General features: G+C 41.4%; 10 protein-coding genes. All 10 read right to left on the minus strand.

All coding sequences use genetic code 11. From position 1 onward, the window contains the following. Positions 1–9 precede the first annotated feature (9 nt). The 10 genes from VXM68_RS02665 to VXM68_RS02710 all read right to left on the minus strand — a co-directional run bounded on the left by VXM68_RS02665 (position 10) and on the right by VXM68_RS02710 (position 13,599). On the minus strand, positions 10–3,138 hold the full coding sequence (locus tag VXM68_RS02665; protein WP_367210364.1) for a SusC/RagA family TonB-linked outer membrane protein: 3,129 nt from the start codon (positions 3,136–3,138) through the stop codon (positions 10–12). Positions 3,139–3,479: 341 nt separating this feature from the next. Further along, positions 3,480–6,221, minus strand: coding sequence for a glycosyl hydrolase (locus VXM68_RS02670; RefSeq protein WP_367210365.1), 2,742 nt, complete (start codon positions 6,219–6,221; stop codon positions 3,480–3,482). Positions 6,222–6,233: 12 nt separating this feature from the next. Next, positions 6,234–6,545 (minus strand): L-rhamnose mutarotase, encoded by a 312-nt coding sequence (gene rhaM, locus VXM68_RS02675; RefSeq protein WP_367210366.1) that lies wholly within the window; start codon positions 6,543–6,545, stop codon positions 6,234–6,236. Between the two features lie 73 nt (positions 6,546–6,618). Then, entirely contained in the window at positions 6,619–7,773 is a 1,155-nt protein-coding gene (locus VXM68_RS02680; protein WP_367210367.1) for a glycoside hydrolase family 88 protein, read from the minus strand. A 114-nt stretch (positions 7,774–7,887) separates the two neighbouring features. Continuing rightward, the gene (locus VXM68_RS02685) at positions 7,888–8,133 is read right to left on the minus strand and encodes a hypothetical protein (protein WP_367210368.1); all 246 of its coding nucleotides are present in this window, start codon (positions 8,131–8,133) and stop codon (positions 7,888–7,890) included. Between the two features lie 42 nt (positions 8,134–8,175). Further along, positions 8,176–8,766, minus strand: a complete 591-nt coding sequence (locus tag VXM68_RS02690; RefSeq protein WP_367210369.1) for a sulfatase-like hydrolase/transferase — start codon at positions 8,764–8,766, stop codon at positions 8,176–8,178. Position 8,767: 1 nt separating this feature from the next. After that, positions 8,768–9,547: a rhamnogalacturonan acetylesterase gene (locus tag VXM68_RS02695; protein ID WP_367210370.1), complete on the minus strand. Its 780-nt coding sequence runs from the start codon at positions 9,545–9,547 to the stop codon at positions 8,768–8,770. 8 nt (positions 9,548–9,555) lie between these two features. Continuing rightward, positions 9,556–10,326: a rhamnogalacturonan acetylesterase gene (locus VXM68_RS02700; RefSeq protein ID WP_367210371.1), complete on the minus strand. Its 771-nt coding sequence runs from the start codon at positions 10,324–10,326 to the stop codon at positions 9,556–9,558. 58 nt (positions 10,327–10,384) lie between these two features. After that, positions 10,385–12,232 (minus strand): rhamnogalacturonan lyase, encoded by a 1,848-nt coding sequence (locus VXM68_RS02705; RefSeq protein WP_367210372.1) that lies wholly within the window; start codon positions 12,230–12,232, stop codon positions 10,385–10,387. Between the two features lie 41 nt (positions 12,233–12,273). After that, positions 12,274–13,599: a glycoside hydrolase family 28 protein gene (locus VXM68_RS02710; RefSeq protein WP_367210373.1), complete on the minus strand. Its 1,326-nt coding sequence runs from the start codon at positions 13,597–13,599 to the stop codon at positions 12,274–12,276. Positions 13,600–13,890: the final 291 nt, after the last annotated feature.

The following is a 13,890-nucleotide window of genomic DNA, read 5'->3' on the forward strand; positions in this document are numbered from 1 at the left end:
TTTTACGGTCTAAAACCCAATGTTTACACCAATTACTGCACCTCGTGTTGTTATTGCTGAGCCAGCTTGTGTCGTGTTATTATTATAACTTGCTAAATCCGGATCCAAGAAATCCACTTTTGAATACAACATTGCCGGATTCATAATTTGTGCATAGATTTTAAAGTTACTTACCCCCAGCTTCGCTAATTTTGTTTTCGAAAAATTATAGCCCAAACTTACATTCCGCAACTTAACAAATGAGCCATCACGATAATTCATGGAAGAACTCCACGGATCTGCCGCCTCTCCATTTGATCCTGGTTGGTAATATTCTGCATCTTCATGAACCCCAGGAATAAAATAATCCAATTTACGCATCATAAAACGACCGCCTAAGGTCTCCGCACCAGCATTAATCATTTGCCCCCAACGGGAGAAAATAAAGAAAGATAAATCAAAGTTTTTATAGGTGAATGTATTCATAATACCTGCTGACCATTTCGGACGATAAGAACCTAATATTTGTGAATCATAGTTTCTGTCCACTTTTCCATCAGGCACACCATCCGGACCACTAATATCTTTTACACGAATTTGTCCAGGATTAGCACCATATTTTTTAGCTTCTTCTGCTTCGGAAGTCTTCCAAATACCATCGTAAACTAGATCGTAAGGAACAGAAATTTCCTGACCCACAAACCATTTGTTGCTGATATCACTCGTACGACCGTTTTGCAATTGGATAATTTTACTCTTGTCTTTGGACCAAGTTAAAGTTGTATTCCACTGGAAATTATCCTGTTTGATATTGATAGTATTCAATTGTAAATCAATCCCCCAGCCACCGGTTTTCCCAATATTTGCCCAAGTATTTGGAAATCCTGTTACAGGGTTTAATTCCATCAACATAATTAAATCATTGGTTCGTGTCTTATAGAAATCCAGCGCTCCATTAACGCGGTTATTGAAAAAGCCATAATCTATTCCCATATTATATTGCGTCGTACGTTCCCAACCCAACTCAGGGTTTGCCATGGATTGGGGAGACGCTGCAGAAGGGTCTGATGCAATATAGCCTGGCGTTGAATTCGTTGCACTCCAATTGTAAAAGTTCTGTGTTAATAAGCCTTTAGTTCGATAAGGAGATATTGCCTCGTTTCCTACGATACCAAATCCCATGCGTAATTTTAAAGTATTGATGTAAGATGAATTTTTCATAAAATCTTCTTGATCAATACGCCAAGAAGCAGCTACAGAGGGGAATGAACTCCATTGATGCCCTGGAGCCAATACCGACGATCCATCCCATCGCACAAAAGCAGTTAACATATAACGGTCCTTGTAGCTATAGTTTGCACGAGCCATATAGGATTCCATTTGTCGTTCTGATAAGCCTGTCCCGTAGCTACCGATAAAACCTCCGGAACTAATATTATACCATAGTTCATTTGCACTATACACATCGGTCGCACGCATATCGCTTGTTTCGACATTTTTTTTCGATGAACTCTGTAATAAGGTAATCCCCAAGTGATGATCTGTGCCGAAGTCGCGATCGTAGTAGATCAAATGATCCAAGGTCCAAGCAAGATTTCGAGTTGTCGAAAACCTTACTGCGTTATTTCCGTCACCATTAATTCCTTCAGCCGCATTGGCCAAGCCCGCACGATAATATCTAAACTCCGGCCCAAATTGCACACGATATTTTAAACCTTTTAATGGCTCATAAATCTGTCCAAAATCCAATTGGCTAAAGAAACTACCATTCGCACCAAAAGTCTGACGTTGATTGGTATTGTATTCCAATTCATTAATTGGATTAATGATATTGATATCACCTGCCGCAGGGTTTCTCAGGTAGTTTCCATTCTCGTCATAGGGTACTGTCCAGGGCAACATTCCTCGTAAAGCGTTGTAGTAATCGCCCGCTCCCGTGACGGATTTAGAAAAGTTATAGCCATAATCTTGATCGGAGAAAAATACATTTAGTGAAGCACCCATAGTAAACCACTTCGTCGGAGTCGCTTCAAAACTTACTTTTGAAGTATAGCGATTAAATTTTTGCCCTGGCTGTGTGGCATCTTGCTTTAAATAGCCAAATGAACCATAACCTTTTGAATTCTCGCCACCACCAGAGACGCTTAAGGTATGTTCAGTAGATAAGGCATTTTTACGGCCAGCATCAGCCCAATCGTAATTACCTACTAAGCTTGGATCCCAAACCGTATTATTATTGGTCCAACCTTTCGCGATATTTGCCCAGGAGGCTGCTACAGAGCCCCACTTTGAAAAGTCACTTGTATAACTAGGTGTTGTTGTTCCAAATTTCGCCAAGCGCGCATAATCCAACCATTGTGCAGCATCCATGTATTCTGTGACATCATACATCTTCTCGAATGTCGCTGTACCTGCATAATTTAATTGTAAACGACCTTTTTTGCCTTGCTTAGTCGTCACCAAAACCACACCATTGGCACCACGCGAACCATACACAGCGGTTGCAGAAGCATCTTTTAAGACATCAATGGTCTCAATATCACTCGGATTGATATTCTCAATGCCACCGGCCTGTAATACCATCCCATCAACTACATATAAAGGGTCTTGATCGGCGTTTAACGACCTTACACCCCTGATTTTTATGCTTCCAGTTGTTCCCGGCCGTTGATTTGATGTAATATCAACCCCTGCAACCTTACCTTGCATGGCCTGTAATGCATCTTTTACGGGCATTGCTTTCAGTTCTTTTTCGCCCACACTCGCTATCGAACCTGTTACATCTTTCTTTTTCATCGTGCCATAACCAACCACCACGACTTCGTCCATGACATCGACCTTTTGTGCAAGAACTATATTGAAGATATTTTTATTACCCACAGAAATTTCTTGAGGTTCATAACCAAGGCTTCTGAAGGCCAATACATCCGATGGCAGTGCATTGATGTTAAATGACCCATCGGCATTGGTCTTTGCCGTCATAGTTTTGCCTTTTACCTGTACAGTTACACCTTGGATAGGCAAACCTTTTTCATCGTTTACTTTTCCAGTCCGAGCGGTTTGAGCAAATAAATTCAAGGTGCACAGCATCGCCATAAGTAGCAAAAAAGTGTACTTCTTTACATGATGATCAAACCTAATTGTTAAATAGTTTATCATTAAAGTATTATTTAGGTATTATTTTTATTCTTTCCCTTTTTGACCTTCGGTAGTGAAAATCGGTTTTCACTATACGAGATAATGAAAGTGTTGGATGATCTTTACGTATTGCTTTATAGGACGACTGGATTAAAAAAATAATCAGATTTCCCCCTTAGGCTTATAATGTTGGTTAAAAGTAACAGGATGATTTGTAATAACCATCCTGTTCAATCCTGTCACTGAAAGAGGCTTCTAAATAAAACGGGGCTGTCCAAGAAATTTAGACAGCCCCGTTTCCATGCGATTCATTGCACATCTCTAAGCAGCAGCATTTAAGCTATACATGTATCGTTTTTCATTTAATAACTCCAAATGGTTACGGGCCCAATCAGCCCACTTTCCATGGGCGCCCATTTGCTGGCATCAAAATCTTTATAATTGATATTGACGAAATTAATTTCGTGATAATTTCGCCAGGTAACTTTTTTGCGGTCCAAATAACTAATCCGGTTTGCCATTAAGTTGGCGACTTCAATACGAATCTTGTTTTCGCCATTCACCAATAATGGGGTAATATCCTGTTGAAAAGGAATTGACCATAACACACCCGCGTCCTTTCCGTTAATATATACTCTGGCACTTTCCGCAACACGCCCAAGCTTGAGTAGATATGATTTTGACAAGTCTTTATGGATAGAGAATGTTTTCTCGTAGTTTGCTGTACCCGAAAAATTAACAGCATCTTTATCGCCCCATTCGGTCCACGAAGAGAGCTGATCAAGCTTTTTGGCCTTCGGTAAAACAGGTCCTCCGGCAATAAACTTCACTTTCCAGTCGCGGTCCAATTGAGCCACTTGGTGTAACTCATCCTGATAGCGGAAAGGTTCGCTGGCTTGTTGCTCCGAGGCCAAGACAATCCAAGAATAACCCGATGGAATCTGCACCCGTATCTTTCCATCAGATGATGGCAACTGATAGGTCCGCCCAGTCTGGGGATCCAATAAAGAATAATAGTTCGCTTGTACATTCAGCGCGATATGGCGATCCACGGTCTGTCCGCTGTGATTGACTAAATAATAATAGGTATCCTTACCGGCAACTCTTCTTGAAAACTTTAGCCCGGTTTGATTAATCCGTTCAGGTAATATCTGTTCGGTTTCCAGGGCTGAATTAATATCTGTAGTCAAATAGATTTTTCCTTTTCCAAATGCTGTATACTGATTAGCCTTATCTTTATCGAACCCTAGTGATGCAATTAATTTATTGAACAGCGTGCGCCGTTTATCTAATTGGCTATATCCAGGAACCTCTTTCGGTAATTGCTGGAAGATGACAGTTGCGCCTTGGTTGGCCATTTCCAGAATTTTCTGCAGGGTCACTTCTGAAAAATAATGACAGGCAGGTATATAAATTGCTTGATACGGGATCGCATCCTTTGAGGTTTGTAATTTTCCGCCGTTTACTGTAGTTCCCTCCAAAATTTTATCAGTTGCAAAATCAAAGCTATACCCCCGTTTCTGCAGCTGAACACTTTGTTTATAAAATTGCGTTGGATGTAACCACTCGTCAACATCATGAACCTTTAGTGCCTTATCCATTCCTTTGGCATTATTCCAAATATCATAAATGGGCCAATATACCAGCAGTTCATTGTCGGCCCGGCTGGATTGAAGGATGGATTGCACACGCGTAATATATTGATTCAAACCGGTAAGGTGTTCCCAGAACGAGTTTTGTGGAACAAAATTAACGGAAGCATAGAACATCCATCCCGGGAAAGGAACATTTTTCGGCGAATAGGTTGTCCCGTGATAGAATACATGATTCACCCCAGCGAGGAATAGTTGTTCGACTTCAGGTTTCGTTTGTGACAAGGAGGTTTTAAAATGTTCCGTCAGCCAGGTGAATGTTTCCGAAGAAGTATATTTTTTACCGTATACATTTGTCGCCGACGTCGCAAATTTCGCCATCATGGGGTCTGGATCCACATTACGGATATCAGCAGTATCCCGTCTTAATCCGGGAATATCAAAACTGCTGGATCCAAAGGTTTCACACTCCGCAATATCTGTATCCGCATACAAGTCAATCAGATTTCCTGGAGATCCATGGGCTTGATTTTTTGAAATCGCACGATAGCGATGGGCAAAATCCGTAAATGGGATCAAGAAATTCTGGGCAAGCAGTGCATTCACAACTTCACGATAATCCGATTTAAGGCCTGCTGTTTTCGCTTCATTCTTGCCCTTACCTGCAAAATCCAGGAGATGATCCTGTAACCTATATCCCTTTATCCGTTCGAATGATTGCAAAAACTCATCCGTCCAATTTGCCCCATATACTTCGTAGCTATCGTTAAAAAAAGCACGCACATGCAATGGTTTATCTTTAAAAGCTTCGGTAAATCTATTGAAATATGATAGGACAGATTGCTGTCCAAGGTGATCGAGCGTATACCCCGCTCCCCCCGGTGCGGCACGTTTGACTTTCTGCCCCGTTCTACCAGAAAATACCGCTAATAGGCGAATATCGGCAGGCGCTTCCCATGTTCCAGTGGTCTTTGAAATATAATCATCCAGATTAATCTCACTATTGTCGGCTCTAAATGCCCGTAATGCCTGCAAAAAGAAATAATGTTGTTTAGGATCCTTTGGCTTTAAGGGAAAGGTGACTTTTTCACCTTTTTTTAATTCAAATTCATCCAAGATCAATTTGGTAGCGGCATCCTTTTCTTTGATTTGAGGCCCCCCAAATGGCCAACCAGTTCCCAAATTGATGTCCACTCCCATGCCCAAGGCATTGGCCTTATCCGTCGTTACCCCCAACATATTCATCCATTGTGGTGAAAGAAAGTTCAGGTAGCTGGATTCAAATCCCTTAGCGCCATAAATAGGTGTTACCTCAACTCCACCAAAACCACTTTTTTCAAATAAGGTTAATTCGAGTTCGATATTAGTTCGGTCCACAGCCGAACCGAGCCACCACCAACGCGTCCAAGGCCTCATTTCTTTGGTCACTGCTGGCCATAAATCCTGCGCCATCGTTCGAGCGAAAGCCAACAGATTACAGGCAAGCACTAATGATATATAAATTTTCTTCATGTTACAATTGGCCTAATCCATGTGAAATACTTTTTCCAAACTGACCGATACTGGAGAATGATCGGCATGTACTTCCATGATATCGCACATATAATCCCACCATTGCTGAACAATAGCTTCCTTACCCAACTCTTGTGACGAATGTCCTGCTAAATATTGAACAGCAAATAGAGTGTCTGTCTCCTCATCCAAAAAAATGGAATAATCAGACACCCCATTTTCGCGTAATAAGGTTATCAATTCTGGCCAGATCGCGTCATGTCTCCGCTTATATTCCGCAGACATTCCCGGTTTCAATTTCATTTTAAATGCTATTTTCTCCATTTCTTTTCAGTCTTCAACTATTTTATGATCGACAAATTTTCTTAACTGGCCAATACCTGATGGATGCGGGTACTTATCTGGACAACATTTTATAAACCTCTGTACCCCCCAACAAAAAACATCCCAGCCCATAATCTTCAAAATCCGGTTGACTTGAAAAACTGACCGGCTGACCATCCTTAGGTTCCTTTCCCGTTCCTTGTAAATAGCCCAAAAAACCAGAAGGGTGTACCGCTTCTGCTGTCATTGCTTTCCACGCCTTTTCTACAACAGGTCGATATATTTTAGCATCTAGGAAACCATTATTGATGCCCCAGGCCATACCATAGACAAACAGTGCAGTGCCTGAAGTTTCACGCCCACCAAAATTAGTCGGATCGTGTAGACTGACATTCCAGAATCCATCCGGTCTTTGAATAGGAACAAGTGCTTCCATCATAGCTTTATAATCCGACATGTACTCGGCACGATGTGCTTCGTTCTCCGGAATCAAAGAGAGTACCCTAACCAAAGCTGCCACAACCCATCCATTGCCACGTGACCAATAGCAATCCTCACCATTCGGCTCCTTGTAAGGAGGAACAAAATCCTTATCGCGCCACCAAAGTTTATCGGCCTTATTATAGAGGCCTCCACCTTCTCGCGTTTTTGAATGATGATACATTTTATACATGTAATCAAAGTAAGTTTGATCCTTCGTCATTACCCCCAGTTTAGCATAAATTGGCATGGCCATTTGTATGGCATCAATCCAGGTCCAATCGTCTACTTTTCCAGATTTGATAATGTAATCTATATTAGCTTTAATCTTTTGGATACGCTCAGGCTTCGCTTCAATTTCATAGAGATCCAGATAGGTCTGCCCACAAGCTTGGTCATCGGCATTTCGAGTTTCCAAACCGTTGCGCATACCCCAGTCATGTTTATTTCCCCAATCCACAGCATAATTGTAGTATTCGTTATTTTTATCAATCTGATAAAGTGCCATGAGCCCTTCGTAATAAACGGCTCGGGTCCAGATATTGCTCGGCCGCCAACGGTTGGTATAGATCGGTTTACCGGTGTCTGTCCATTTGTTCATGAAATAACGATTGGTCAGCTGCAACGACTGAAGTACATCTACAGCGGCTAATTCCTGCTTCTGTTCGACAACTTTCTTCGTCGATGAACATGCTGAAAGGAAAAACGCAATCATCAAAGTGGCTGTATACGTATTAAATATTTTCATGTTTTTCTTTATATAATTATTCATAACGGGAATTCCTTTTTTTTCTGGAAGTGTCTGATCTTATTGGCTAGAGAGAACCTTCTTTTGCTTTCATTGCTGTTGGTGTCTGCGAAATCATGAAGGTTTTTGAGCGAGCTGCTCGTAGGGTATCACACCAACCCTTGGCGCCCAGTTTTCATAGATCTCAACCATTTCTCGGTATATTTTCGGAAAAGAGGCTGATAAGTCTACTGTTTCACTTCTATCATTTTCTATATCATATAAATACCACCTATTTTCAGGATAGGAAGAGACCAATTTCCATTTTCCTTTGCGCACAGCTTTGTTACCCTCGTGCTCAAAACAAATTTCCCGATCCATATCCTCCTGTTGTTCATTCCATAGCGGAAGCAAGGAGGCCCCTTACATCGGTTTAATCGTATTACCGGCATAATTTTTAGGATAGTTTGCTCCCGACCATTGTGCTAAGGTTGGCATGATATCGATCAAATGGGCTGGCCTATCAAACTGTTTTCCTTGCGGCAGAAACTTGGGCCCATAAGCGATAAAACTGTTTGCATTGCCACCCTCAAACTCCCAATGCTTGAACTTTTTGAAAGGCGTACTGCTCACTGCAGCGCCTTCGATTCCATAACCTGCGCTTTTCAATAGTTCGGCCAATGTGACCGAGTTTCTATTTAAATAGCCCTGATAGGCAGGAAAAGGACGCTTGTTCATCATATCGCCCACACCTGCCTGATGCGGATACAATCCGGTCAATAGAGAAGCACGTGATGGACAACAACGCGAAGCATTATAAAAATTAGTCATCTTAATCCCTTCCTTTGCCATTTTATCCAGATTTGGAGTCTGAATTTCAGAACCAAAGCAACCCAAATCAGCATAGCCCATATCATCGGCCAGAATCAACACAATATTGGGCCGTTGCTGTGCATGCACTTTAAATAGGGTCAACAGAAAAAAGATCGCCAGAGGAAAGGTAAATTTCTTCATACTACATAAATTTCTTTAATCCGATTTTGGTTTGCTTTTTCAATTGCTCAGCAACGAGTTTAGCATTCAGCAAAGCACCGGCTTTAATTGTATGGGTCGCATCTTTAGGATCAAAAAATTCCGTTTCTACTTTCTTTTTTCCCAATGTTTCATACTGGGCAATCACGAGATCCTGCAATGGGATAAAGAAAGCACCACTCTGCCGGGCAGCTTCCTCAGCCCATATTGCATAATCCGATTTACGAACTTGATTTCCATCCCAAGCATTGCGTGGAATGGGTGAACCGATAATCGCGACCGCTCCTTTATCTTGAATGTTTTTCACAAATCGACGTAAGTAAAAACCATAGCTATAGACTACTTCATGCTGTTTCAGCAATGGATTATACACTTCTTGGTAATCGTCGCCATTTCCTTTTATCGTTCCACGAGCACGTAACGTATCCACAATAGGACTTGAATCATTATGTCCAAATTGCATAAGCACAAAATCGCCCGGCTGTATGCTATCCAGTATCCTCTGCCAAAGTTTTGGATTGTTATAAAATGTCCGTGTACTTGTTCCCCCCAAAGCACGATTCTTGACATTGATTTTATCTAATTTAAAATACTGACCGATCAAACTTCCCCAGCCCCACTGTCCATTGGCCCCATTTCCCTGTCCGTTTTTTACGGTGGAATCACCAATAATAAATAAGGTCGGTTTATGCTGTTTTTCCAAAAAAGACATACTGATTACAGCGAAAAGGACCGCAGCCCAAGGCAACAATTTCAATTTCATCTTCGTTTTTATTTAATGTATTGTACCAATTGGCTTTTAATTCTCCGAAATCCTTCGATTACAGACAATGCATTTTCTCTTGCTCCAGCTTTATTCGTATGCGTATGGTCACCTGGAAAATAATTGGATTTTACCCGTTCAGCACCAAGCTGATCATACTTATCTGCGGTAATACTATTCAGATCCAAAAAAGGAATGCCCTGTTCTTCTGCAATCTGCCTAGCCCACAAGCCAAAGTCGTTGTCGGCCCGTTTCACCTTACCTTGATTATCCCATTGGTTGCGCGGAATCATGGATAACAAAATTGGTCTTACCCCCTTTTTCTTTGCTTCAATCACAAAACGGCGCAGGTTTTCACCGTAAGTATACACGGCCTCCTTCGTTCCATTTCCCCAATCCAGCACAACGGAGTCCTTGCCAATGCCCCGCAGCACACCCCGATAGCCTTGTTTGCTGGTATCGGGCTTACTGCCTTCGTTGTGGCCAAACTGAATCAATAAAAAATCTCCCGGCTTGAACAAAGAATCAACTTTTGCCCATCTTCCTTCTTTGACAAATGTTCGTGTACTACGCCCCGCCATCGCATGATTGTCTACACGGATTCTTGTCGTATCCAATAATTCAGGAAGCAGGGTACCCCAGCCCCAATATTCCTTATTGCTGTTCCTAACGGTCGAATCACCGATAAGATAAATCGTAGGTCTATCTTGCTGTTTTGCAAAAGATATCAAAAGAACGGCTGTTAGCGCCATCCCTATCCATTTTATTGTATGCTTCATTTGTTAACTTATCTATTTCTTTTAAATCAGACAGTTCTAATCGTACACTTCTAAATTTCTATTTTGTGCGGGCAGGCTTTACCAATTGTATATTTGGGCTAACTGGACGATCCATACCTACACCAAGGTAATAACCAGTATGTGGGGGTTGATTATAACCTACATTCTGCCATGCTATACTCAAGCGATACTGTGGATCATGCATCAACGTATACGCCCTTTGCGTTGTAGGGATCGTTGTTGTATAAATACGTAGGCTTTGGTTGTCATCTGCACGGAGGATCAATTCTTCACGCCAATCGCCAAAGATATCCGCGCTCAGGTTAGGTGTACTTTTAGTTCCATTGATCGATGATGCTCCAATCGCCGTAAAGATTCGTTCTATTTTCCCATTTTTATATTTTTCAATATAGTTACTGTTTAAAAGTTCCCGGCTCAAATCAGCATCCCACCAAATCAAAAAATTGGTCGATCTCGGCGCCGTCCCTACACGATTACCTTTGGTATCGTACATATCTCTAGATCCCAGCCACCACAGATACGCCCCTTTATGATCGGGATCTATATTTGCAGCAACACCGCGGGGAATATCTTGGTCTATTGCACTTTTAAACAATATTGCCCCCGTTTTGGCATCCAACAAAGCCACGCCGGTCCCTTTCCGCCCTCCTTTCAGTTCATGGATTCCAAAGATCTCCAGGCCGGGTCTATCAGGATCTAAGTCGCCAACATGCAGCGCATCGCCATGTCCCAGTCCTGTACTGTATAGACCTCTGCCATTATCATCAATAACCATCGAACCAAACACAATTTCATCTTTGCCATCCTGGTCAACATCCGCGACCGTAAGGTTATGATATCCCTGTCCGGAATAAGGATCTTTACGAACTTTGCTATCAAATACCCAGCGGTTCACTAATTTTTTATCTTTAAAATCCCACGCTGCCAGAGCTGTCCGTTCATAATATCCCCGCGTCATCACGACACTTGGATGTACACCATCCAAATAGGCTACACAAGCTAAAAATCGATCGCTTCGATTAGCATTTGTATCTCCCCATGAACTTAGCGCTCCACGTTCTGGTTGATAATCTACCGTGCTCAGCGCTTTGCCCGTCAATCCATCAAATACGGTTAAATATTCAGGTCCTTTCAATATGCGACCAACTGTCCGCGAATTTAATACGGTATCACGCCAATCGGCTTGGGCATCACCAATGACATTTCCCAGTCCATCTTTCGTACCGTCGGCCGTTTTACAGACTAGCTCCGCACGTCCGTCACTATCGAGGTCGTATACCATAAATTGGGTATAATGTACTCCTTCCCGGATATTTTTACCCAAATTGATTTCCCAGAGAAAAGTACCATCTAGTTTATATGCCTGAAAAATAGGTTCCGAAGTAATCCCATTGTGTGCATTGTCATGTCCAACACCCGTCTGATGAACAATCAGTTCGTAACTCCCGTCTCCATCCAAATCACCTACAGAAATATCACCCGGAGTGTATCCTTTGGGAGTACGTAAGGGAATATTTAAGTATTGCTGTACTTTTTGATCTTTCGATAAGGTCAATTTAGCAACTTCTTTTTCTTTACTTCCGGTTACTATATTCAAAATGTAGGTAACATCTTGATCCAAATCGACATGATCGTCCACGAAGTTAGTTCCCTTCACTAAAGGTGAAGGGTTCAGTTTTTTCAGCTGACCATTCCTTTCCTTTCTATAAATTGCGAAGGCTGTATCAAAATCGTCAGTACCAAGCAAACGCCAGCTTAAAAAAACAGCGTTATCCGTCGTTTTTACAGCCACCATCCCCCGATCCAAAAACTCCATTTTACGTTGACCTGAGACGGATAGGGAACCGATCAGCGCCACAGTCAAAAGAACAAGTTTTGTCTTCATAATTCAAGGTCTAAGCCACAGCAATATCCTGGTACATATTATTATTGCTTTTTACTGTTAACAGTCACCTGATTCAGGACAAAGTTTTTAACATATTCCTTATGAATCACGGGATTTTTGGCGGCGCGGACATGCAGATTTTGAAATGTAAAATCTGACAGTACATATTGCTCCGAGTTGAGTACATCAAATACGATGTCGCAATCTAGGTCAATATTGCGCAAAACAATATTTTTTGCATAAGACATTTTGATATCTTTCTCGCCTTTCAAATCAAAAAACTGAGTCCAAGGTTTGATAAACAACATACTATTGACATTTCCCTTAATATTTTCGATCAGAATGTTTTCATATTCCTGAGGTGTATCGGGGCGCATTTTTAATTGCAGTAGCTTACGTGCTTTATCTAAGGTATTGTTCCTAAAAATCACATTGTAACTATGAATAGATTCACTACCACAAGTCAGTGCACTATGACAAAAACCAAAGAAACAGTTCTCAATAATAATATTTGAATTGGGGCCATTGTTAGGATCTTTATCAGACTTTGGCCCTTTACCACCTTTTAATGCAATGGCGTCATCATTAACGGATAAGTAACAATCTTTAATCAATACATTGCGGCAGACATCCAAATCAATCGCATCTGAACTAGGTGCTTTCACAGGTTCCTTTGGTGCCGAAATGTGCAAACCGATCAATTTGAGATTTTCACATTTATAATAATGTGAGGTCCAAAAAGGTGAATTGATCAAGCGAATGCCGGAAACCTGTACATCCTTGCTGTTGGACACATAAAGTAAACGTGGACGCATCTCGTCCATATTTGTGCATTGTGGATTAAACTGTCTCCTAAGCCAGAAGGATCGCCAGTAGCGTAACCCGTTTCCATCGAGTGTACCTTTACCCGAAATTGTAAATCCATCCACCTGGTCTGCATTGACAAGCGCCAAAAAATACTTCACTGTTTGCCCTTCCATCCTAGTCTCCGCTAGCGCAAAATCCGCAATATCATCGCTTCCTTTCAGTACAGCTCCTTCTTCAAGGTGTAAATGTGTATTAGGTTTAAAAAATAAGGATCCACTCAGGTAGACACCTTTAGGCACTATGACTACACCTCCACCGCTGGTATAGGCCTTATCAATAACCTGTTGAATTTTGGCAGTTTGCACGATGGTGCTATCTGACGCAACACCAAAATCTGTGACGATAAATTTCTTTCCGAGCGTTTCGATCTCAGTCGATTTTACAGTCTCAAACCATTTTGAGATTGCTGTTCCGTCCGGAAACTTGCCTTGCGCATGTGCATTGGACAAGATCGCAATTGATGTAAGCAGGAGTAAAAATCGAAAGAATTTTTTCATCATATTTAGTTTTATTTTAAGTCTTGTTTCCACGCTTGTCTACAGCTTAATTAAAAAATGTAGACAATGACTTCGAATTGATTAGCGTATTTAAGAATGCTTAATAAGTAGCTCGTTTTAAAAGTATCAACATTTTTAACAAGAGCCATCCTGTAGTATCCTGAACAAACCAGACAATACAGTCAGAAAGTGCTCGTTTTCATGTATAATAAGGTTAAAAACAGGGATTCAACGCCATTCGTAATATATTTGTTATAGAATCCTCAACTCCATACCAACTTATTACCAACTCCT

The organism is Sphingobacterium sp. R2 (assembly GCF_040760075.1).
Taxonomy (GTDB): domain Bacteria; phylum Bacteroidota; class Bacteroidia; order Sphingobacteriales; family Sphingobacteriaceae; genus Sphingobacterium.